This window comes from Paraniabella aurantiaca (genome assembly GCF_050309965.1).
Classification (GTDB): Bacteria; Bacteroidota; Bacteroidia; order Chitinophagales; family Chitinophagaceae; genus Niabella.
Genome location: NZ_JBLOSY010000001.1, coordinates 1,029,883 through 1,054,217 on the forward strand (window position 1 = coordinate 1,029,883; position 24,335 = coordinate 1,054,217).

The 24,335-nt window shown below is 37.0% G+C and carries 20 protein-coding genes; 11 read left to right on the forward strand and 9 right to left on the reverse strand.

Translation table 11 applies throughout. The features are described from left to right. The 8 genes from mads6 to ACLOAU_RS04645 all read right to left on the reverse strand — a co-directional run bounded on the left by mads6 (position 1) and on the right by ACLOAU_RS04645 (position 13,072). Positions 1-4,098: a methylation-associated defense system protein kinase MAD6 gene (gene mads6 / locus ACLOAU_RS04610; RefSeq protein ID WP_427860673.1), complete on the reverse strand. Its 4,098-nt coding sequence runs from the start codon at positions 4,096-4,098 to the stop codon at positions 1-3. After that, positions 4,086-5,474 (reverse strand): methylation-associated defense system restriction endonuclease subunit S MAD5, encoded by a 1,389-nt coding sequence (mads5, locus tag ACLOAU_RS04615; RefSeq protein WP_427860674.1) that lies wholly within the window; start codon positions 5,472-5,474, stop codon positions 4,086-4,088. The genes mads6 and mads5 overlap by 13 nt, the downstream gene beginning before the upstream one ends. A gap of 8 nt (positions 5,475-5,482) precedes the next feature. Continuing rightward, positions 5,483-7,555 carry a methylation-associated defense system DNA methyltransferase MAD2 gene (mads2, locus tag ACLOAU_RS04620; RefSeq protein WP_427860675.1) on the reverse strand — a complete coding sequence of 691 codons (2,073 nt, stop codon included), beginning with the start codon at positions 7,553-7,555 and terminating at the stop codon, positions 5,483-5,485. 4 nt (positions 7,556-7,559) lie between these two features. After that, positions 7,560-7,730 (reverse strand): hypothetical protein, encoded by a 171-nt coding sequence (locus ACLOAU_RS04625; RefSeq protein WP_427860676.1) that lies wholly within the window; start codon positions 7,728-7,730, stop codon positions 7,560-7,562. Positions 7,731-7,752: 22 nt separating this feature from the next. Continuing rightward, positions 7,753-8,478, reverse strand: coding sequence for a DUF6577 family protein (locus tag ACLOAU_RS04630; RefSeq protein ID WP_427860677.1), 726 nt, complete (start codon positions 8,476-8,478; stop codon positions 7,753-7,755). A gap of 463 nt (positions 8,479-8,941) precedes the next feature. Next, the gene (locus ACLOAU_RS04635) at positions 8,942-10,198 is read right to left on the reverse strand and encodes a tyrosine-type recombinase/integrase (RefSeq protein WP_427860678.1); all 1,257 of its coding nucleotides are present in this window, start codon (positions 10,196-10,198) and stop codon (positions 8,942-8,944) included. Between the two features lie 208 nt (positions 10,199-10,406). Continuing rightward, a complete protein-coding gene (locus ACLOAU_RS04640) occupies positions 10,407-11,954 on the reverse strand; it encodes a recombinase family protein (protein ID WP_427860679.1) in 1,548 nt (515 codons plus the stop codon). A 230-nt stretch (positions 11,955-12,184) separates the two neighbouring features. Further along, on the reverse strand, positions 12,185-13,072 hold the full coding sequence (locus ACLOAU_RS04645) for a MerR family transcriptional regulator (protein ID WP_427860680.1): 888 nt from the start codon (positions 13,070-13,072) through the stop codon (positions 12,185-12,187). 373 nt (positions 13,073-13,445) lie between these two features. On the opposite strand from ACLOAU_RS04645, the gene ACLOAU_RS04650 reads away from it, so the two are divergent. From ACLOAU_RS04650 to ACLOAU_RS04680, 7 genes are all read left to right on the forward strand, one after another. Further along, entirely contained in the window at positions 13,446-13,838 is a 393-nt protein-coding gene (locus tag ACLOAU_RS04650; protein WP_427860681.1) for a hypothetical protein, read from the forward strand. 225 nt (positions 13,839-14,063) lie between these two features. Next, complete coding sequence (locus ACLOAU_RS04655) at positions 14,064-15,323, forward strand: hypothetical protein (RefSeq protein WP_427860682.1); 1,260 nt, start codon at positions 14,064-14,066, stop codon at positions 15,321-15,323. Between the two features lie 436 nt (positions 15,324-15,759). Next, on the forward strand, positions 15,760-16,269 hold the full coding sequence (locus ACLOAU_RS04660; protein ID WP_427860683.1) for a hypothetical protein: 510 nt from the start codon (positions 15,760-15,762) through the stop codon (positions 16,267-16,269). Between the two features lie 56 nt (positions 16,270-16,325). Then, on the forward strand, positions 16,326-17,111 hold the full coding sequence (locus ACLOAU_RS04665; protein ID WP_427860684.1) for a DUF4339 domain-containing protein: 786 nt from the start codon (positions 16,326-16,328) through the stop codon (positions 17,109-17,111). 22 nt (positions 17,112-17,133) lie between these two features. Next, positions 17,134-17,379, forward strand: a complete 246-nt coding sequence (locus ACLOAU_RS04670; RefSeq protein WP_427860685.1) for a hypothetical protein — start codon at positions 17,134-17,136, stop codon at positions 17,377-17,379. After that, a complete protein-coding gene (locus ACLOAU_RS04675) occupies positions 17,360-17,959 on the forward strand; it encodes a hypothetical protein (protein WP_427860686.1) in 600 nt (199 codons plus the stop codon). The genes ACLOAU_RS04670 and ACLOAU_RS04675 overlap by 20 nt, the downstream gene beginning before the upstream one ends. A gap of 712 nt (positions 17,960-18,671) precedes the next feature. Beyond that, positions 18,672-20,390, forward strand: a complete 1,719-nt coding sequence (locus ACLOAU_RS04680; protein ID WP_427860687.1) for an autotransporter outer membrane beta-barrel domain-containing protein — start codon at positions 18,672-18,674, stop codon at positions 20,388-20,390. 518 nt (positions 20,391-20,908) lie between these two features. Here ACLOAU_RS04680 and ACLOAU_RS04685 read toward each other — a convergent pair. Beyond that, positions 20,909-21,271, reverse strand: a complete 363-nt coding sequence (locus ACLOAU_RS04685) for a winged helix-turn-helix transcriptional regulator (protein WP_427860688.1) — start codon at positions 21,269-21,271, stop codon at positions 20,909-20,911. 76 nt (positions 21,272-21,347) lie between these two features. Here ACLOAU_RS04685 and ACLOAU_RS04690 point away from each other — a divergent pair, with 76 nt between their 5' ends. The 4 genes from ACLOAU_RS04690 (at position 21,348) to ACLOAU_RS04705 (ending at position 24,119) form a co-directional block, all read left to right on the forward strand. Beyond that, entirely contained in the window at positions 21,348-21,878 is a 531-nt protein-coding gene (locus tag ACLOAU_RS04690; RefSeq protein ID WP_427860689.1) for an NAD(P)H-dependent oxidoreductase, read from the forward strand. 342 nt (positions 21,879-22,220) lie between these two features. Further along, positions 22,221-23,075 (forward strand): AraC family transcriptional regulator, encoded by an 855-nt coding sequence (locus tag ACLOAU_RS04695; protein WP_427860690.1) that lies wholly within the window; start codon positions 22,221-22,223, stop codon positions 23,073-23,075. Positions 23,076-23,160: 85 nt separating this feature from the next. Further along, positions 23,161-23,577 (forward strand): OsmC family peroxiredoxin, encoded by a 417-nt coding sequence (locus ACLOAU_RS04700; RefSeq protein WP_427860691.1) that lies wholly within the window; start codon positions 23,161-23,163, stop codon positions 23,575-23,577. Positions 23,578-23,624: 47 nt separating this feature from the next. Continuing rightward, on the forward strand, positions 23,625-24,119 hold the full coding sequence (locus ACLOAU_RS04705; protein WP_427860692.1) for a hypothetical protein: 495 nt from the start codon (positions 23,625-23,627) through the stop codon (positions 24,117-24,119). The last annotated feature ends 216 nt before the right edge of the window (positions 24,120-24,335 follow it).

A 24,335-nucleotide genomic window follows, 5' to 3' on the forward strand; every position in this document is an offset into this window, starting at 1 on the left:
TTAAGATGCTGATAGGTTTAAGGCTTTTATTTGAAGCTTGTTAGTGTCATTGTAGCTCACCATATACAATTCCCTGTTATCCCTGGTAACCACCACTTCCTTATACGGATTGTTTTCAAGCAGATTTTTAAATATTTGCAGCTCTACAAAACGGCCTTTCAAATCGTTTAAAGACGGGCTGTAGCCCTTGCCAATAAAGCTTAACATCTCATAAAGGTCTAATGAGATTGAGAGACTGACTTTTTTATCCGAAATACTTCTAAAGGTCAAACTATCTGGTTCATACTCTAGATAATCAACCAAATGTGTGGATTCATTAATAACTAATTCGAATTCACTAAGCGGAAATAGCCTGAACGATTTCCCAAATGGGTCATTTATGTGTGCAGATGACAGCACTAGGTACTTCGAATAAATTTCCACCCTGTCACAACCTTCATTCAATGAAATCGCCTTTGAAATATTCTTTAAAGTAGCACTGAGCATAGCTTCGTGTTTGCCATTAGCAACCGTACCGGGTATTAATATACTATGAAAGACCGGCGCTGACCTGTAAGGAAGCCTTTGCAAAAAATTGATTTTACCTTCAAAAAACTGATGCCTTTTGAATATCCTATGAAGTTCAAGCATATTATTTAAGACGTCTTCCGTTTGGTCATGCGAAGCAACAAATTCCTTGCTTGCATTAAATTGAGACAGTAATGAAAACGTTCTATCGGCAAATTCAATAAAGGATTTGTCCTTGTGATTTCCGAAAAATAAATCCCTATCCAAGTTAGGAGACGAAACTGCAGCAATATCAGTTTCCCTTAACAGACGAACCAATCGATCCTGATTGCCATTATCATCAGCATTTGCAGCGGTTACATTAAAGTAATGCAGTTTCCACCACTCTGAACTATTTTGTATGCGATCATACAATGCTGGAATCTCGGTGCAATTATAATCTCTAGTTAATAAGAATGAGATAAAGGACCTTAAATCCCTCATCGTAATATGCAATTCCCTTTTTAAGGCAACTATCCGGATCAGCCATTCAAGTCTGTTTATAATTTCATCGCCAGCTGCAGTGTCACTTAAAGTGTCAACATTGTATTTGATGAAGCATTTTTCAGCTAAAGCGCAGGTAGTACATTTCGTCCAAAGTTGCTTATCAGTTAACTTTTGTATTTGTGCCTTGAATAAGCTTATAGTGTTACTGGTAGAAGCTACTATAGATCGAAGGTTTAAATTGATAATGAGTAAACCCTTTGGTAGGTCTAAGCTACCAGCTTTATAAAAATATTCGTCTATTTTATTTGCAAGGCCTTCAAATTTGCCAGAGGTTTTTAGGAATTCTACCAACCTTCCCTCGTTTATAGCGATGATCCTGCCTTCCTTAGACTTACTATATGATGCTAAGTTTTCAAAAGGCTCAAAGAATTCTTTAAGCACTTGGTCATTTATTCGCTCTGCCTCATCTTGCGACCCATCATAGTTGCTCTGATAATTTACACCTTGTATAATAAATTTTGCACCATTTTTATTTTGCAGCGGCTGTTTATTTTGCGCCTTATTTTCAATCTTTTTAATGAATGCTGTTTTACCGTCACCTGCGTTTCCGGTGATGATTACAAGCTTGTATTTTCCATCCAGTATATCGGGAATAAGTTTATTATCTAATTTGGTGGGTGTATACGTAAGCTCATCAAAAGGCTCTTCCTTCGCACCAGCACGAGTGCCTGCATTGCCATGTCGTGATTGACTGAACAATGTATTTAAATAAGACACAAAATCCTCTCCATCAAAAGCATCTTTCTTTCCTTTTTCGACTGACGTAGATTCTGCTTTTATAATATTTTTATCTCCAATAGCTTCAAGAGCAGCCAGCATATCAACTGCATCTTTAAACCTATCATCAAATCTTGGCTGTATCGCTTTAAACAAAAAATCAGCAAATTCATTTGATAGTGAGGGATTAATTTCTCTTGGATGTACGGGCGGTTTTTCAAGCAAAGGCATTTTAATAGAGCCGTTCCAAGGATAAGCTTTACAAGCCAATTCATACAGGGTAATACCTAATGCAAAGGGATCTGCAGATTTATCCCAATTTACTTTGTAACCATCTGCTACAAGGTCAGGAGCCAGGTAAGGATGGGTGCCAACATGCTCTTTATTGTTTTCAAGTGCAGATGCAACGTTAAAGTCGATCAGTACAAATCTATCTTCCTTATCAAAAACAATATTTTGTGGCTTTATATCTCTATGGTAAAGCGGCGGATTTTTCACCTGCATTTCTACCAATGCACTTAAAATATCTTTGGCAACCTGGTAAACCCTAAATAAAGGCAAGCGCTTTTCACCTTTTGCATAATCCTTTAAATTCTCGCCGTCTAAATACTCCATTAAAGTATAAAATTGACTGGATGGCAAAGTGCCATTCCATACAAACTTTACAATGTTGGGGTGCTGTAAATTAACCAAGGCCTGGTATTCGTCCATCACCGAAGAAGCATGAACACTTTCATGAAAAACTTTCAGCGCATAATTTGTATTACTGCGAAGGCTGTGCTTTACTTTATAAACCTGCGAATAACCGCCGCTTCCTAATTTTCCATAAATGGTATAGTCCAGAATACGGCTGCCAACATCAAATGTTTGTTCAGCAGCAGGTAACGTAGCCGATTTGGTTTCCTCCTTTGGAACTTCCGTAATGGATTGTTTTGCAAGAAAGTCCTGCATTTCTTTCAGTCTTACCCAACGATCTTCCGGGGAGGTTCTAATACAATGATTACATAGTTCATCCAGCCATTTTGGAAGCGCTGGATTTACGTGAGAGGGAAGAAGGTTTTCCGGTAACTTACTACCTAATTTTATCAATTCAAATGGCGATGCGAAAGGTACTTTGCCTACAAACAACTCATAAGCCAATACGCCAAGTGAATAAATATCTGAGGAAGGGTATGAGTCCTTTTGAAGTAATTCTACAGCATGGTAAGCTGTTGCAGTTTGTTCCGTTAGAGTGGCCTGAACTGTGTATCCTTCAGAATGATGATCGATAAAAAAAGACTTTCCGAAGTTGCCCAGACATGCATAGCCGCCAGTTAGATAAATATTTTCGGGAGATACATCTCTATGGTAAACGCCTTCCGCATGAGCCGCAGTTAGGGCAGTGATTAAATTATCAATGATCGACAGTTTTTCCTGAAATGTAAAAGTCTTTCTTTTCAATTCTGCCCTTAAACTACTTTCATCTAAGTAATCAGTGATCTCAAAAAAACGATCATTATCATTGCTCGGTATAAACGAAACATTTAGAATAAAAGGATTAGTCCTGATTTTGCTTAATGCTACAAATTGATTTTTTATTTGCTTTTCTCTCTTTTCACGCAGTTCTTCTGGCAAACTTGGTAAATCAAGTGCATACTCTTTAATACGTTTTCTAACAGCGGAGGTGACACCTTTCGGTTTAGCTAAATACTCAGTATAGTTTTGTTCCTGATCAAGAATTTCAATAATCTCATAACCCTCAATTTCTCTTTTTTGAGATGGCTTTCTTTGCTGTGCGGTTCCACATATCTCATCACGGATAGATAAATAAATGTCCTTTATATCATCTTTTAACTTTGAAACATTGTATGGGTTGGTGATATGCTGTACGAGCTTTTCGTTTAATAGAAAGGTTGCTTTTACATGATCGCCCCAAATACCTGACGTATTTTGCAATGGGTGAGAAAGTGTAACGAGGGATTGAATCCAAGCCCGCCCGTAACTATGATTGATGGCTTTTAATTTGCTGGCAAGAACTCTGCTTTTAAAACCTACTGTTTTATGCGGATTGCGCATTTCCCTATCCTTATGATACCAGAAGTTATCATCCCCTTCCAGGCGTCCGGCATAATCTTTATTCTCAATATTGTAAATGGCGTGCGGGGTTATAACAAGGCAATCCATTTCAAGATATTGAACCTGGTTGTTTTTGGGATTCAGGTTTGGTATTTCAATACCTGGTAGCAAATAATAGTCATCTGGAAGATTGACTTTCAAAAAATTTAAAAGTCTTTCTTCACCTTTATTTACTGGGCCCTGATATTTGCCGCAAAATTTTATTTCTGCCATGATTCAATTTGATTTTCTATTAAGTCAATTGCCTCTTTTTCTAAAAAACTTGCCTTTTGTTTTTTGGTTTTGAATGACTGAGCTAGCTCAATAATTGTCTTAGAATTTTCTTCACCTAGTATCGGAACATCTATTGTTCCTAGAAAAGTTTCATTAATAGTTAGGATGGCAGACCCATAGATTCCAGAGCGGACATAATCTTTTATTTTATTGCAGCTTAGATAGGCAAAAACATAAAGTGGTGAAATTTTTGATTCATCAATAATCACTCGTATCGAATGTTGATTAACGGCGGATTTGTCGAAAGTCTGATCGACTAAAAATGCACTACCCAAAATTTCCGAACCTGAGCTAGCAACCAATATCCAGTTGTCATTAACAATTAACGTTTTTAAACCATCGGTCTGCCAACTTAAGAATTTATTAACTAGCAAAGGGTTTATTTCTGAAATGTCACCAGTCGATAAAAATTGAATACCATTGGTAACGTAATTCCTTTTTCCACGTTGAGCAGTGTACATTGGTGTTTTTACCAAATCAACCAATGGAACCTTCTTAATTGATTTTCTAAACCTTTGTTCAATTTGGGTTTTATAAATATGAAAATTTGCATCGATTCGCTTATTAAAGCCGCTCAACAACTTGCTAGATGACATGAATTTTGTTGAGTAATATTTCTCTTGGCTTTTTTCAAAAATATTATCCTCAAGTATCTGCTGGGCTTTTGCCAAATCTAAATTTGCTTTCGCTCTTAATTCATTTGACTGTTTAATCAGCTCGTCAACATTTGCTATTAGCTTTTTTGGGAAATCGAGTATCGGTAACTTTGATAAAGTTTTTGGTTCAATTCTTGGGATTACTGATCCGTAGATGTAAGACTGGATGTAGTTGTAAATGGTAGAAGATGCTAGATACGCATAGAGAAAACCTGCAGGTAATTTTGCCTCATCTGGCATTACTCTAATAATATCTTGCGATCCCAGTAATCCATTCATGTCTTTCGATATGTAACGGATATTTCCGATCGATCCTGGTGAACCAGCACAACTAACCAGTATTTGTCCTTCAGTCAGTGTCATTTCACTTACCCGAGGAGTATATTTTTTGGATATTATTTTTGCTTCCCCCCGGGGATTAAAATGCATCATGTGCTGGGCTGATATATAAGGAATTCCAAATTCGGAATTCTCAATAAACACCCTTTTGAATATTCCTCCGGTAAAAACGTCACTGGTAACATCCTTTAATGTTCGACTTTTGACACCGTTCTTATTAGAAGCTGAGATTCGCAATTTCCCTATATTAAGGTGATAGGTCGGCTTGATTATATTGCCATTCACTTCAATTTCTTTTATATTGATAGTCGCTGACTTCATACGAATTGTTAAAGGTGGTTAACTGCTTTTTTATACTCTTTTACGATGGCTGGGAGATCGTCGTCTAATTGCCTAATTTTTTCGATTCTTGATTTTAATTCCTTCTTACCATACTTGTTCGTGATGAGATATTGCTTTTCATTTTCATAAAGTGATTCTGCCCCATCTTGGTCTTTGCAATAAATAGGATTTCCTCGTCTGTCCTTGCCTAACTTTTCTGCAATTGCCATAAATACATCATAAGTGATATTTTTAAGTTTTTCATCAAGTGTTTTCTTCTGGAGAAACAAAATAGAAGCTTGTACTCCCACCTGTGGTAAAAAAGCTTCAACAGCCAAATCGATGGAGGCCAGTACCTTAAAATTTTTTAATATCCAGTCTCTTACGTACTCTGTGTTTGGATTACCGAGTATTCCATCTGGCAGTACTATTGCCATTTTACCCCCGGATTTTAAAAGCTGGCAGCACTGGTCGATAAAGAGTATTTCCGGAGGTTCGCTAGCGCTGATGCCTGTTTTATCCCATACACCTGACCCATTCTTTTTCCAGTTTTGTCCGAGCTCAAATTGTTTTAAAATTTCAGGATCGTTCACTGGGATCTTCGTTCCAAAGGGAGGGTTGGTAAAGATCAAGTCAAACTTTCCTCTTGCATCCTCAAAAGTGAACGGGAATTTCTTATCTGCACTTTTCTTTACACTTTTCGCTACTGCTTCCTTCACCTTTTGTAACTCGTTTTCATTATCCCCATTAGGATACGCAAGGGAGTTAATATGGAAGATATTTGCATGTCCATCACCGGCCATCACCATATTCATTCTAGCTGCCTTCTTTAGATCCGGATCAAAATCAAATCCAAAAAGATATTGTTCTGCGTAGTCTCTAACTAATTTATTAACCTCCGGGCTGTTCATTTTTTCCTGCAGCCAAGGACCTTCTAATTTCGGGTGTAGCCGTTTCACGATTTTCTTTCTTACGTGATCCAAAACCATTACCAGAAACCCACCCGAACCACAGGCGGGATCTAGTACTCGCTGGTTCTCTTCCGGATCAAACATTTCAACCATGCATTTAACGATGTTCCGGGGAGTAAAGAACTGTCCGGCTTCCTGCTTTAAAGTATTTGAAACGATTGTTTCATATGCAACACCCTTTACATCAACGGTCGCATCTAAAAACGAATATTTGGCTAGTTCCGAAGCTATGTATGCTAACCCTTTATCAGTAAGGCTAATTTGCTCGTTACCATCGAAGACCTCTGAAAATAATTCATCTTCCTTTAACTTAGAGAAAATGCTTTTAATTCGCTTTGCTACTTTTGCTCTTCCTTCAGATGTGTTCTGCTCTTTAACACCAACCCAAAATTCTCTTCTATAAGACTCACCTGTCTCAATGCAAATGAATCTTCGTTTTTCGTCGTAGATTTTACAGAAGATCAGGTTGAGTAACTCCCAAAATGCTGTTTTTTTCATTCCTTCATTACCATAGATGTAATCGTGACATCGTTTGAAAACTCGGATCAGTGAATCATTGGCTGGCTTACGGGCAACCATTTTATCTGATCTATCAAGATCTTCTATGGTTTGTCCTTCACCAGGAAAATCTGATAAATCCTCGAAATCAATATTTCCAAAGGCATCTTCTGTTTTTTGAAGAAAATGATAAGTTTGTCCGTTTGTCCAAAGACCAAATTCGCAGTTGTCTGATACGCTTAATGCATTTTGAATAGTAGCTTCCAAGCCATTCCTACGATCAGTTTCCTTGATTTTCTCGTCTTGAACAATACATACCCTTGCCAAATGTTCCTGTTCATGTGGCTTACCCTCGTCAAAGACAACAAGATCGATCCTTTGTTTTTTTGCCTTACCGGAGTCGGGATCAAAGCCTGCAATTGTGAAATCTCGTTGCATATCCGTCATGTCAAATCCATACTCTTCATTGAGCATACGAATTAAAGATTGCAAAGTTTCCTCTTTTGGTTTCGCTGCTTTTATGTCTCCTGTTAAAAGACAAATAATCTGGTTATCTTCCAATACAACTTCCTCTTGCAATTCAGCGGTTGATTCTGCTTTTGTTTTAGCCATACAGTTAGTTTTTTAGTGCTATTGCTTTTTCCCAATAGAAAAAAGCTTCAGGGTTTGATTTCTTTAATTTATTTAGCCAGTTAAATTCAGGCGTTATTGTTATTTCTTTGACTTTGACAGGTGATTTAAATTTTTTAATCCCTATATCTAGTGTATGTGTTGAAGGTTTTATCATCTACTAATGTTTGGCAAATTATCTAATTATTTGCCAATGTTTTGTTTATGAGTGATTCAATTTTAGGTAGCTGGTTTCGCCTTCTAGCATATCGTTTGATTCTACTAGTATTGATTGAGTATTTTGATCTCGCTGTCTTGAAAATATACTCAATTTCGCTTTGCTGTGCAGAAAACAGATCTTTATCTGCAATGCAATCCACAAGCAATTTTTCAAGTGGTGCGATCTTAATACCGCTCTGCTCTATAATGGGGGACTCCGATATCAGTGACTGAACTATTATGACTTCATTGAAGTTTGCTATATACCTATTGAATATATCTTCAGTGGGATTCAAAAAAACCTTTTTACTGACGTCTGTCATAGTATCAAATACCACCTCTGCCGAATCCTTTTCTACTTCAATTACAAGGTAGTAGGGTAATAACTGGTGTAACATAAAGTCATTTAACCATCTGCTATCCCAAACACAGATTTGGGTATAGGGAAACTCTTTGATAATTTTATTGTGAATTCGCTTTAAAGAAGATGAAACTATTGGTTGAAAATTATTCTCTGAAATGATACTATATAGCCCCTGCCTAGGACTGTTAATTAAACCGTTCTTTTTTAGTTGATGTAACCTCCATGTAAATGAAGAAGGAGTGACACCAGGATCAGCGCAGTAGACATAAGAAAACAGGTCCCTTTTGGACAATGTTTTTTGGATATGCAAAGCATCTAAAATTACTTGGTTATGGTCTGTCATCGAGATTCATAAAAGGTTAAAATCATTAGCAAAATACTAAACTTTGGCAAAATCATACATTTTTTGCCAAAGTTTAATTTAACTACAACAGATAATTTCCCTAATAATGAAAATTCCTTTTCCTCTTTCCAGAAAAGTATTTTGGGTTTATAAAGATTTATGTAAAATATTTTTCATTTTAGTAGCAAGAAAGACATCAAAGCTATTGTTGACATCCAATTTTTATCATATTAAATGATATCGCTGTTTACCAATCTCATCAGTAAAAACCGTAAATATTTTAGAAGTGAAAATGGTCATAACGTTGAAAACACCCGAACATACTTACCTCTAAATGACTAACATTCAAAGCCTTTTAAGTAAAGACAGTAAATAAAAAGAATATAATATTTTTGAAGAAGTAAAAGTTTGTCGGAAGGAATAGTGATGAATTATTTTTGAAACAGATGTACATCAGTCTAATTTAAGCAGCGCTTATCTCGCGCCTTTGAGGTATCAAAGCCTGTGTACTTTGAAATATTGTTTCGTTTTCAAAACTATCCAAATAGTTCCTTGTTGTTTTAAGCGTTTCGTGACCAAGCAGCTCTCTAATCAATTCTAAACTTGAACCAGTTCTTTTAAGAATTGTTGCGAAACTATGTCTAGCTGACAAGGTGGTAACTTTGCCTTTAAACGCTAATAATTTTCCAATGGATTTTAGATTCTTGTTTATCCTACGTGTAATATTATACGCAACCCGTTTCTTCTCCTCTTCAGTAATGCCTTCATAAAAGAAAGGAAAAACATAATCTGTCAATTCACACGGTTCAACTGAGTAGGATTTAATAATAGCTAAGGCATCTGGCTTCAAAGAGAATACGACTTTCTTGACAACTTTTACGGAACGCTTAGTTTTTTCCCGGATATAGCTACCAAACTCCCCATCAATATTCTCCCATTTCAAATTAAGTATATCGGTGACATTCAACCCATTGCATAGGTAAGAGAATTTCCACATGTCTAGAGCAAAAATTTTGTTGCCTTTATATCTGTCATTTTCACTTGGTTCAAAAAAGTAGAGCGCAGATATGTCTTCCTTAGACATAGCCTTTTTAACATTTGTGCCTGCGGGAATTTCATACTTCCCCTCTTGCCTTTTTCCAAATGGGTACAAATCCCTATGAACAAGCTTTGCCCTTATGGCAATATTAAAAATAGCACGCAAATTTCTTAGGTAAATTCCGATTGTTGAATACTTGTTTTTTTTCTCTAACATCCAGGTTTCGTAATCCTTTAAGCATTTAGGAGTGACGTCTGCAAATTGCATTCTTGGTTTAAATTGTTCCAAAGATGCCAGGGCACATTCGAACAAAGTGGCTGTTCCAATTCGTTTTTCCACTTTAAGTTCTTCTATCCGTTGTTCAAAAATTCCGCTTATACCTTTGGTAACCGCCGAGTTTTGTTTATAGACCTCTTCAAATAAATAGAATGTAAAAACATTTAAACCCTCAATGCAGGTATCTATCTTTCTTTGCGCCCTTTCGATAATTTTATAAATTATCATTTCATCAGCTGTCCTTTTCTTGCCATTTATGATACGTTCAAATTGCTCAGGACTAAGCTTTTTATTGTAAGCTTCATAATATTTCGACCTTCTATTGAAAGTCACTCTTATTTTAGCCCAGTACAGATTTTGATCGTTGGGGCGAGTCGTATCTAATATAGGTTTTGTGGTGACCATGATGCAAAATTATGCACCAAAGATATAATTTATGCACTATATGCATATTGTATGTGCAGAAACAATGTAGAAACATAATTAAGAATTGACAACAAATATCAAAAAGCAACTGGAACAACCTGCTCTCCTAATTCTAACATTATCAATAAGATGTGTTATTTTATATTGTTTTCTTTTCCTTGTTTTTAATTTAGCCTTTTCCTGTTAATCAGAGGGTCGCTGGTTCAAGTCCAGCAGGGGGAGCCTCACTATACAGCCTCGCAATTTTTGCGGGGCTTTTTTGTTGCAAACCCTTATCCAGACTGCATATCAGGCTAAAAACCTCGTTGGTTTTTGTGGTGTAATACTCGTTTTTAGAAAATGTTAGTTTTTCAGGAAATATTACACCAATTAGCTTATGCTTGGTGCTGAATGTAGCAGTAGTATAGTATTCGCTAAGGTTTTGTAAAAGGCCTGTACTATAACTAACATATTTATTGAGGTCGGGAGAAACTTTTGTAAAGGTAGCATGTTGCATTATTAGCTCGTTTTCTTCATCCTTTAGCCTTTTTATAATACGGCTATAGTTTTCATCAGATATGTTGCCATCGGCAAACTTATCATCCATATTATTAATGCGCCCCCTCACTTCTTCAATTTTTACCTCAACCAGCCTTCTACGGCCGAGCCTATCTCCATCTTTTGTATTGAAAACATCAGCTAAAACATGTTTAAATAATTCTATTACCTCTTCTGATGGTTGAAAAGTTTGCAGGTATTTTTGTAATACAATGTGTGCATTATCGGCATTTACACGGTGATTACAGGCATATTTTTGTTGTTGGCAATGATAATATGGAAAACTGCCTCCATGACCGTTCTTATTTATGCTGCCAGTCAGAACCTTTCCACATTGAGGACAAATTAAATGCCCTCTTAACGGCAAGGCTTCATTAACAGCATTTTTAGGTTGCTTGTAAGGTTTTCGTTTACCCTTTAATACATCTTGTACAGTATAAAAAGTATGTTCATCTACTATAGCTTCATGTAGACCTTCTACCAACTCTTCTTGTTCATCTTTATATGCAGGTACCAATACTTTCCCTATGTATAATTGATTGCTAAGCATATCTAAAAAGGATTGTTTAGTTAAGCGTAATCCTCGTTGTTCTGCATCTTTCCTTACTTCTTCGGCGGAGTAAATACCTTTGCTGTATTGTTCAAAAGCCCAAGTAACAACTTTTGCTATTTCTCCGTCAGCCTCCATAATCCCAGTTTCCTTATTTTTTATGTAGCCTTTAGGTGGTTTTGCAACAAACTTTCCCTTTTTCATTGCCTGACGCATACCTCGTTTGGTATTATCACTACGCATCATATTATCATGCTGTGCTGCACCGGCCTGTATTAACAAAGGCAAAAATTTGGAGGTTTCGGTAAAGTCCAAAACCCCCTCTGCTAATGAATACACTTTAATATTTTGTCTTGAAAGCTGATTGGCCAAATTGTAAGCATCAAATACATTTCTGCTAAATCGGTCAATTTTTGTTACAATAATTGCATCAATGGAGTTTTTTTTATCGTAAGCAAAAGCTAATAAGTTATTTAACTCAGGCCTGTTGATGGTTTTTGCCGAAAAGTCTTCTAAATATTCTTTTACGACCTCTATGTTATTTGCGCTACAAAACCGTCTGATTTGATGTACCTGTTCTTCTCTACTGTACCCTTTCTCAGCCTGTTCATCTGTTGATACTCGTGCATACAATATTGCTTTTTTCATTCTTTGCGTGTTTAAACTGTTCATAAGCTATTTCTCCAAATTGGTATAATAGCTGTAAAATTTGTTTTACTTGTTCTGTTGTGTACTTTTTTTGTTTTTTGTTTAAAATTTTAATTGCGTCATTTAATAATAACATTTTGAATTAAACTGCGCCAAACTTCTGTGTTGTTCAGTAAGTTTTGCATACTTCAAATATGTCCGTGTTGTTCGGTACATTTATATTAATTCATTTATGGTTGTTGTTTTGTCGTACGAGTTATTGATATTTCTTTATTGTTGTTTGTTCTAAAGATTAACTCCTGATATGGGCTTGTTATAAAACTACTCAGGTATTGATGTGCCTCTTGAGTAGTCATTTTTTCAACACTTTGGATTTCATATATTTTACCGTCATCCTGTTTTACCGTAATTTGATTTATTTGTTTGTTGTTGAGCATATTTAGAACAGTTAGTTCATTTTCGTTGAGTAATTTTAGTCCTGCTTGTTCCTGCCCTTTAATATTTAAAACATAACTAAATACAATATCCGAGATACTTACACCAATTCCAGTAGTAAATATTTGGTCATAAACTATATTAAATATTTTTCCTCGGTCAGCTTGTTCTGAGAACAAAAATTGGCAGCCATTTTCACCAATATATAGGGTTGCTTTTGATCTTGCCATTACCGTAAGAAGTATATGGTTTAAAAAATTGTTTAGGGTATTCACTCTTATACCGTTTAGCAATAATACAGGCTGCTGCTCTCCTTTAAATTGAACTCCTTTGTTTAGCCCTTGGAAGTTGGAATAGGCAAATAACAGTTTGGGTACTACGTTTTCCAGGTTGCAGCCCATCGATACCAGCTTCTTTAACAATTCAAACCACAGGCATTCGATTACCGAATATTTACGCCACTCATCTGCGTCCTTTGGTAGGGATAAAAGTAAGTATCCTTTATTTTCCCAATATTTTATAGTTGCATACGTCAATCCCAGCGATTTGGGATTAACAATAGGATTAAGGAGGTATGCAACTAAACTGTCCATGTGTTTCTTTGTCATTTCATTTACCCCATCCATTTTAGTATTTGTGAACAGATTTACTGTTTCCTCCAATAATTTTTGTTTGATATTCATTTTATGCTATTTAAAATCAAAGGTACGATGAAAATTACAAAAAATGAATGTTAACATTCATAATTATAAGTTAATTTTTATAATAAAATTTCTAACTTCTTATTTTTCAATAATTAGTTTAATAAAGAAAGTAGAAAAATATACTCTATAGTAAGTTTCAGTGATTGCAGGGGACTTAAAATTAACTATTTGAAAAACAATACATTAAAGTCAATTACGCAAGGGAAGAGAAAGAGAATATGAAAAAAAATATAAAGGGAAATTAAAAGGGAGGTGGTTTTTTTAAAAATATACAAGATAAAATTACAAATAAACTATCCACATTTTATAAAATTGATGTAAAAGTATTTGGGTTGTTTTGTAAATTTGTTTCATGAAGCTAATTTTTCATAAACCAATTGGCCCAAGGCAAAAGGCAAAGGCGACAATTCACTCAACAGGGAAACTAGGTTTTTCTTCTGAGGCGGAAAATATGCTTGCATTAAATGAAAACGCAGCCATCAAGATTGCCACAAACGAAGATGATGGAGATGAAAATTTGTACGCCGTTATTGAAAAGAAAATAGATGAAGAATCCTTCGAGGTTAAAAAGTCGGGAGGCTATTACTACATAAACGCAAGTGGGCTGTTTGATAGTTTAAAAATAGACTATAAGGCAGACAAAATAATTTTTGATATTGAAGAAATTGAAATGGATGGACAAAAATTGTTCAAATTCAAAAAAAGAGTTATTAATAAAAAGAAAATGGAAGATGAGATAAATTAAAAAATTAAAGCCGTTTGTTTGCAGCAAACGGCTTTTCAGAAAACATTTAAATTAAGTAGCAGTGGACGGCTAAATCTTACAACCAAAGGCTCATCACCTTTGAGAATGCTTTTCTGTTTCGTATTGTAAATGTATGTATTCAATTTGAGATAGACAAATTGCTACCTTTTTATGGTACTCCTGCAAGAACGAACAAAATGCAATTAACCCATTAAAAAGTAAAAAATGGCAATTTTAGAAAAAGAAACATTTCATTCAGAAGAGTTTGGTACTGGCGACTTTACAACGAGTAAACAAGTTTTAAAAATGCTTGATGGAACAGATTATCAAGAAGAACTTAAAACCGTATTAGGTATTAGCGAGAAAAATACTCAGGTTTACAAAATCGGCAATTCAAAACAATTGTTAGAGGCTATTAATATCCTTGATAAGCAGTGTTCAAAAGAAGATATAGTAGTAAAAAGAAAGAATGTACACTTAAAGAAACTACTTGAAGGCGAGAAGGCAATATTTGAAATTTTTGGAATAGATAACAAGTATCTTTTAAAAGAAAACAAGTCGGATTTACTGGAAGCTGAAACAACTTACTCTGCTAAGACGGACTTGTTGGATTATTACCATTTTAACAAGTTTGCAAACTACTGTAGTGATTTGCAATATGAAGACCTTGTAGGAACAATTAACAGGTATCTTATAAAAGTAAATCAAAATAATGATGAGGGTGTAAAGTTGAGAATATTGCATAAGACGGACGATAAAAAATTTTACATTAGAGCGACCACGTCACCAAGTGAGTACAAAAATTTTGGAATTAACTTTTCTGTTGCAGTGGCTTTAGCATCGCTTGATAAATATGTTGAAAGTGCGAAGCATGATATTTATATAAGTAATTATTGTGTTGATGACTCAAGTATTTATGTATGTTTTACTTTTAAAAATCCAGTACCAGTAGCAAGTAATATTTCATTAACCTTTAGCTTGATTTTAGAAAACGATGAATTAAAGCGTGGTGCAGTTTCATTTAATGGATTATTTAAACTAACTATAACGGAAAAGGGTAAAACCAGCCAAATCTACTTAAAGCCAGAAGGGATAAAAAAGGACAAAGCCTATACCGAAACTGATTTGCTAACCTATGCCCATAGAGGTAATGGAAATACTGTAATGGAAAAAATAAGTGAATTGCCATCCTTAATAGACTACTTTATAAAGCAGGTAAGCGAAGATGCAAAAAAAATTGCGCTTATTAAAAGCCCAGACTCTGTAAGGAGCTTAATCTTTGATAAAATAAAATTCGCAAGGCAGGAAGTGTTCAGCAAAAAGTATAAAGAACAATTTAAAAAGCGAATGAGTATTAGTGTGGATAGCTTATATAAACTTTTTGAGCTATTACGAGAGGTAGATGAGCTTTTCGAAAACGATGATGTTATTTCCAGAGATTATTGGCGGCAAAAACTATATAGAACATTAATCGATAGGAAATAGCCGAACAGAATAAAGGATTAAACTCCTGTATTGTAAGTTCAAAAAACTATTTTTGCAATGCGCTATTAACCAAATAATAGCGTATAAAATATTTAAAGTCTTTATTTATATAGACCTGTCTTAGAAACGTCGAAACTTCAAGAACTACAGGAAAGTATAAGTAAAGGGTTACGCTACGGCGTGATCCTTTCTTTGCTTTGTAGTTCGGGCTTTCGACGGCCTCTAAGACAAGCAAATGATTGGACACGCTTTTTTATTTTTTGTAACCTTTTAGAATATTTTGAACTATGAAACGGCTATTAATTTATTTACCGCCCCCTACCTATAACCACCACAATTGTAATACGGAAACCCGCAAATCTACAGTTTACCAAATATTTACTTTTAGACGGTTTGCATCCACAGTTACATCTGATTCAGGACTAAACTACCAACCATGAGAAAACTAACTACTATTACAGCAATACTTTTAACGATTAGTGCCTGTTATTCACCTCAAAGGGGTTTACAGAAAGTAACTACCTCTAAACAAACAGAACAGCATATTAATGACAAGTATGTATTAACAACACCTTTTGGACATAAACTCGAAGTGGAAATGGATTACAAAGTTGGGGAAACTGGTTATATAAACAACGGTTGTAAGGCACAGTTTATCCTTACCAATATCGGTAATAAAGTGTTAGACAGGCAAGCAATGTTTGTAAGAGGTTATACTGTAATTAGAGGAACCCGTTTTGATAGCCTACATTCTGTATCAAGTATAATTTTTGAATTTACAACATCTGATAACAAACGAATTGAAGCATCTTCCAGTTTATCAAATGATAAGTTGCTAATTGGTAATAGTACACAAGCGATAACCGTAAGAGCCGATGTTGGAAGCAGAAACTGTGTTAGCGTTAAACCTGTAAGGTTTGAATTAAGTTATACGGGGTTTCAGTAACAAAGAACACTACTTACAAATTATTTTAACTACCAAAGTTTAAAGGAAGCCTCCCTATGAAGTATTACTTTATCAATCGTAAAAACCAAAAACTCGGACCGTATAATTTTGAGCAATTAAAAGAAATGCAGTTACAAGAGACTGATTTAATTTGGACACAAGACAATACAGATTGGTTGCCCGTCAATAAATTTGGAGAACTGCAACCATTTATTGTTCTAACGCCCCCGCCTACTAAGCGAGAAATTAAACGGAAAGATTTTGTGAATAACTTTAAGAGTTGGCTTTGGGTTGCTTTTGCAGCAGGTTTTTTGTTAGGCTTTGTTTGCTTATACAAGACAAACCAGAAAATTGGTGAAATTAATCACTCTGAATCGGTTTATAATTCAGCTTACTGGTACAATGAGGAACGTTACTACGAAGAAAAAGAAACTGGCCTACTGCAAAGTATTTCTGCACCTTTTAGGGTTTTGCTTACAGAAACGGAATTTTATGTAACGAAAAAAGGAATACTAACATTCAAACTAATGTTTTTCTCAATACTGGATTGTTGCATATTATACCTTGTTTTTTTCAGCTTAGCCCACTTTTCAAAACAGGAGGAGGATGGTACGGAGGTGGAAGTTTTCCATAGAACTAATGATGGGAAGCTGGTACGAGTTGTTTCTAAAGGTACTCGGATAATAGGTGCTAAGGTTTGGATAGAAGGCAATCCAGTACATAACGGGGCTGTTCAATATAGTGTAGAAGATAATATCACAGTGAAACTTGTAGTTAAAGACGGAGCCGTAGTCGACATGAATAGCTGGGAGGAAAACACGTTATTCTCATGGAAAAAATAATCACTCAACTAAAAACAACTTTATGACAACATACGCATCAATGTTTGTGCTTGATCTGGGCGAAGTTGCCACTTTAGATAAAGCGTTAGCAATGTATGAAAAGCATTGCAGAAAGCGACTAAAGTTTGGCTTAATACATCCGTATCGTGGACGTTTGGCAGATATAGAAATTATAAGAAAAAGAATATGGTCAGAGATAACCATGACCAGTACCAATAATTTCGATACGCTTGATAATAACAAGGAAGATGAACCCCCTGCACTTTGAAATTTGTAGTAGGCTTTCCTATTGTTTTGAAGTATGCAGTACAAGGCTATTAGAGCCTGTTTTAGCCCCTGATATAATTTTCAGGGACCAATCTACCACCGAAGGGTTTACCGGTAAAGGAAAGCAAAATGTTTTACAATATTTTGAGGGCTTTTTAGGTAAAGAAAAAAAGCGTAAGCACCCATATAGTAGCCATGTATTTACAGCAGAATATTTTTATGGGGTTAGTATTGGTAGATTAACCCGAAAATACGAAACCAAGATACTTACGGTATTGTGTAAAGACAATAGGATTGAAGCCATAAAAATGCAAGGGATTTCGGTTAGAGCAATGCAAATACATCCCTACCCCTTTTTTGCCGTTGCTCCCGACGAAACTAATTTTTTGACCCTTTGCCAAATTGCCATTGAAGATTACAAGGGGTTACAGGATTTTACCGTAGCAGACGAAGACAGAAAAAGTACATGGGTATATGTATTTAAACCGTTGTATGAATTTCTCAGAACCACTCACAGGACAAGCTCGCTTGCTTCGGAATTTATCATGTTGTATGATAATTGCCCGAATATCTGTAAATGAAAATTTTGTATTTCTGTGTGTACGTTGTGTTGGTTATTACCACTCCGCCACAAGAAAACGGTTGTTTGGGGATACCCCCCACTTTTTTTATATGAGTTGAAAGGTAGTTTTAAAGGGTAGAATTGTAGAATTATTTTGTTGGAAGCATTAAAAGGTTGTTATTATAACAAGAATATAGCATAATTTTTAGTTTACTTAGACTTAAAGTAAGGGAGCTTTATGGTTTAAGGCTATCCATGCAATATATAGGGTAATTACTATTGAAAACACTGTGCAGCAGAGGTATTTAGCCTTGTTTATATGGCAATTAACTCCCTTAAAGCGTATATTTTAGCCAAATCCTGCTCCAAATGGTTTAATAAATTGGTACTTAGGGGAGCTAAAGTAGACAGCCTCGCATTACTTGCGGGGCTTTTCTTTTTCAAACCCTTACCCATACTGCTTATTACGAATCAAGACCAAAAGTTGTGGAGTAAATTGGTCTTTTTGACAAAGAAATAATAATTGGGACAGCAAGTATTCTGCTGTTAATTCAAATCTTCTGACCGCAGCATTTATTTACGCCAGTTTGCAATTCTGATCTCGTTGAGCGAGTTTATATAGTTCACTTCCTGCCAGTAACAGGGGCTGGGAGCGGCCAAAAATCATCCTTTTTAACGATTGGCCGGCCTTTTCACTGAAGCTACTTTTACTGCATAAAAGCTTAAAGCAAATGAAAAAACTGTTATTACTTGTTGCTTTCATATTAAGTGCGGATGCATTGTTTGCCCAGGCGCCCTCCATTCAATGGCAAAAAGCGCTGGGCGGTGCAGATGGCGATATCGCCTCAGATATACAGCCAACTACTGATGGTGGTTATATTGTTGCAGGAAATTCATCTTCCAATGATGGTGATGTAAGCAGCAATCATGGCGGTGCGGATTACTGGATTGTTAAATTAGATGCTGCCGGCAATAAAGTATGGCAAAAATCATTTGGTGGATCTGCAAATGATTATGCTACTTCTATAAAACAAACAAGTGATGGTGGCTACATCGTGGGCGGTACTACATTTTCCAACGACAACGATGTAAGCGGCAACCATAATCCGGATTCTGATGGCTGGGTGATAAAATTAGATGCATCAGGAAACCTGGTATGGCAAAAAGCCATTGGCGGTGTAGGCGGAGACTTTATTACAGCCATACTGCAAACCAACGATGGTGGTTATGTAGCAGGGGGATATTCTTCTTCCAACAATAGTGATGCAAGCGGCAACAATGGCTCGTTCGATTTCTGGACGATAAAATTAGATGCTTCGGGAAATATATCATGGTACAAAATGATTGGTGGATCCCAGGACGATAGAGCACGTGCTTTACAACAAACAGCAGATGGCGGCTATATAATAACCGGCTCCACTGCGAGTGTTATAACTGGGGCAAGAGATTGCCTCATGGCCAAATTAGATGCTTCAGGCAATATTGCCTGGCAAAAAACACTGGGAGGAACCGGCAATGACGAATACAATTCAATACAGCAAACCATAGATGGCGGCTATATTGCAGCAGGGACTACCGCTTCTAGTAATGGCGATGTAACCGGCAATCATGGCGGCGATGATTACTGGCTGGTCAAATTAGATGCATCGGGCAGTATCACCTGGCAAAAAACACTGGGAGGCTCCGGTACTGACTGGAGTTATGCTGTACAACAAACTACTGATGGCGGGTATGTGGCATTGGGGGTTTCAACTTCTACCGACGGCGATGTAACCGGGACCCATGGTAACGGAGACTTTTGGTTAGCGAAATTGAATACATCAGGCAATCTTACCTGGCAAAAATCATTTGGAGGAACAGGGGGCGATTACGGATATGCCATCAGTCAAACCGCCGATGGCGGCTTTATTACAGCCGGTTTTTCTAACTCCACAGATGGAGATGTTACTAATAATCATGACAACGGAGATTTTTGGGTAGTGAAGCTGGGTGCAATCAATGTGCTGCCGGTAACATTTGGAGATATCACAGCTGCCATTAAACATACTAAGCTGCTGGTAAACTTCACCACCGTTTCCGAAAAAAATAACGACCGGTTTATCATCGAAGCATCAAAAGACGGAATACATTTTAAAGAAACAGGTATCATCACATCCCTTGCAAAAGATGGCACCTCTACTGTTCCTCTACAGTACAGTTTCAGCATGAACTATGGCGGCCTGGGTATGGCAGGCGTGGGCTTGTTTACCATATTATTATTACCCTTCACAAAGAAGGGCAGGCTGGTTGTAGTGATGACATTTGCCTGTATAGTTTCATTTATTTCGTGTAAAAAGAATACGGATAAAATAAGCAGTGGTGTTACAGACAATGTTTTTATAAGGATTGCGCAGGTAGATAAGGACGGAACAGCATATTATTCTAAAATAGTTAAGGCTGTGCAGGAGTAAAACACCATCGGTCTAAAGTTTATGCTTACTTTCTTGCCCCTCTCTGATTGAGATGAGGCAAAAAATCATTCTTTTCTTAGCCACAATAATGGCTACAACTGCCTTTGCGCAAACCACCGGGATTGGCGGCAAGTTCAAAAAAACGATAGAAGTACAATAAAGCCGGCGGTACGCAATACGTTCCCTATGATTCTTTTTTCGGATCAAATGCTCATTACAAATCTCACCGGAGGGTTTGACAATACTGCAAATATTGAATTGAAACGTCGACAAATACAAATGTTGCCGAGTCTCGTAATGTGATGAACAGTAAGTAAAATTAAATACAAAATCTACAGGCAAGAACTACGTTCACTGCAATACATTTAGTTGTCTGGTAACCCGCAAAATTCTAGTAAATCCTCGGACAAGTGGTTAGATAACTGTCCAAAAGGGGAGCCAAAAGGTCAACTAAGGTCGGCCTTTTTTAATGCCCCATCCAACCACCCGTAGTTACCCTTTTCTTATTTACTTATTCATTAAGCTCCCATCAGCTTTTTGTGCTTTTTGCCCCAGGTCTCCAGTTGCCGGATCAGCGGCTCGAGGTCCTTGCCGATCTTTGTAAGCTCGTATTCCACGCGTAGCGGCACTTCAGCATACACCGTTCGCTTCACGATCTTCTGCTGCTCCAGTTCGCGCAGTTTTAAGGTTAGCATGCGTTCTGTTATACCCGGTATTTTTTTCCGCAGTTCACTAAACCGGTGTTTACCGAGCACCAGATAAGAGCAGATGGCCAGTGTCCACTGCGTTCCCAATATGCTGGCCGCATATACTTCCGGACAGGCGTCATTCATTATTTTCTTATTCTCGAAATTGGTCGAACTCACTTTTATTTGTCCCATCACTTACTTTATTTATAGTACCCTACAATCCGCTGCAAAGATACCAGATGCATAGCAACCTCTTTAATTTTGTAACATGAAAACGCTGATCATTATTACCCACCCGGATATAGAGAATTCGGTTGTTAATAAAAGATGGATGGAAGAATTGAAGAAGTACCCGGACCAATTCACCCTTCATCATCTCGACGCAATCTATCCGGACGGCATCATCGATATCGCCTCCGAACAGGCTTTGGTAGAAAAATATGAACGCATCATTTTCCAGTTTCCTTATTACTGGTTTTATGCACCGCCGCTATTGAAAAAATGGTTTGACGAAGTACTGCTGCACGGTTGGGCTTACGGCAGCAAAAGCGGTTACAAATTACAGGGAAAAAAGATAGCGCTGGCGATGAGTATCGGTGTTGATGAAGAAGAATACGCACCCGGTGCGCGTTACCGGTATGATATAAAAACACTAACCGCACCTTTTGAATTGACATTTGAATATGTCAAAGCTGACTACCGTCCACTTTTTGCCTTCTACGGTCTGGAATATCACCTGACCAACGAACGCCTGGAACAAAGTGTAGCAGATTATCTCGATTATTTGCGGAAATTCTAAACCATGTCCTGTTACAGAAATTCATACTGAAGCTTCCCGGAAATCCGGTTATAATGATCTATCATTATGCATTCAAAGATAGATTGATTCAATTACTGAAAATCGCATAGGGCGTGTAGCAGATGCTAACAAGATATTAGCAAAACAAGACTGAAGCGCAAAACTTCGGCTTTTGTGGCTGTATTGAAGTTTTGTACATTTATAGAGTTGAAGCATGTCTTGGCTTACTGCCTTCAACAAGGCCGAGGTTGGAATAGCACGATCATTGTGATTGATGAGCTAATTACTTCTTCTTAAACGTAAAACAGCGAAACACGTGGGTAACGCATTAAATGAAAACAAATGATAGAAGACTACAAAAAAATGGAACTGTTTGGAAAATCATTGATGCAGCGGATTGTGTTAAAGCCACCTTTTAAATATGACTTCCCCGTTGCAGAACAAGCATGCTTTTTATTTGTACGACAAGGAGCATTTGCTTATCATATCAATGATGAGTCAATAAACATTTCCACCCATTACGCCCTGCTACTGAATTGTATCCATTCCGCACAGCAACTGCAGCATACACAATCAAAAAATAGCTGTGAGGTAGTAATTGTCACTTTCCATCCGGAGATCCTGAAAAAAGTTTACGACAGGGAGCTTCCCCTCATATTGCAGCCTTCTCAAAAACTCATCACCAATAAATCAAGCGAAAAAATAAATAACGATTTCCTGATTCAAAAATACATTGAGGGCTTGTTGTTCTATTTTGAAAACCCCACGCTGGTAAACGAGGACATATTGATATTGAAATTAAAGGAGGTGATCCTGTTGCTTTCGCAAACACAAAATGCAGCAACCATACAGGTCATCTTATCGCAGCTCTTTTCACCTACAGCTTATACATTCAAACAAATCATTGAAGCGCACCTGTTTTCACAAGTGAGCATCGAAGAACTGGCGCAGCAAACGAATATGAGCTTATCCTCTTTTAAACGGGAATTTTCGAAATTGTATAATGATACGCCCGCCAATTACATCAGGACAAAAAAACTTGAAAAGGCAGCCGAACTGTTACGGGCTTCTGATGAGCGTATAACCGATATTGCTTTTAACTGTGGCTTTAACGACCTGGCTAACTTCACCAAAAGTTTTAGTGAGAAATATCATACTACACCTACCCATTACCGGCTGAACCAAATTGCCAAATAATTGAACTAATCCACAAAACCATCTTTCATTAGTTACTACAATTTTGCATTGTCAATAATGGCAATCATATTAAATAGTAAAAAAAATGAAACGTACAGCAAATGCGCATTGGTCGGGCACCATTAAAGAAGGCAAAGGCACCATAACCACACAAAGCAATATTCTGAACCAAACCAACTATAGTTTTAAAACCCGGTTTGTTGGAGAAGAGACGGGAACTAACCCCGAAGAATTGCTGGCAGCAGCACACGCAGGTTGTTTTACCATGGCCGTAAGTGCTGCGCTAACAGAAAAAGGATTCGCCCCTTTATCGCTGGACACTGTAGCGACTGTGACAATGGAACACTTAAGTATCACCTCTGTACACCTCTCTATTACCGGCTCTGTGGCTGACATTGATGCCGAAGGATTCGAAGCAATTACTAAAGGCGCGGAGCAAAACTGTTTGATATCGCAGGTGTTAAGAATACCCATCAGTTCAGAAGCTCAGTTATTATCTTAAGTAAACTCTGTTTAAAATCCGGTTCACTCTCCACTAAAGACATTACTATGGGATTATCTAATTTAGGCATCTTTCATACCCTCATTGGCGTAATAGCCATTGTGGCCGCAATCATTTCGTACCTGCGTTTTGGTAAAATAAATTTAGCACACAGTACGGGCAAAATATACTTCTACCTAACAGTAGCCACTTCGCTGACAGCGCTGGGCATATCCAAAAACGGAGGCTTCAATCCGGGCCACGCATTCGCCCTATTTATTGTAATCCTGGTAGGGATAGCATACTTTCTATATGCCAGACAACAACAAAACAGCAAAGCCCGCTTTATAGAGAACTTTTGTTTATCCTTTAGCTTCTTCCTATCCTGGGTGCCCACCATCAATGAAACGCTTACCCGGGTACCGATTGGGCACCCGCTGGCAAAAGGGCCTACCGATCCGATAATTACTAAAACACTTCTGGCGTTATTCGTACTGTTTGTAGCCGGGTCTGTTTATCAATACAGGCAGCAAAAGAAAATAAATGCAGCTTTGGCTAAATAGCCTTTTACTGAAGGCAGCGTTTTCGCAATAAACAGTTGGTATAGATGGTGATTTAAGGAAATATACCGGTCCTTTATGAAAGGAAAGCAAGATAGAACGCTTTCCTTTTTTGTAAACTCCCTGCGGATAAAGGCGTTTAGTAAAACAACTATTCTTGCACACCATACCTTTCATAAAGTGTCGAAAGCCCTTCTTCTTTAACTAACTATGCATACC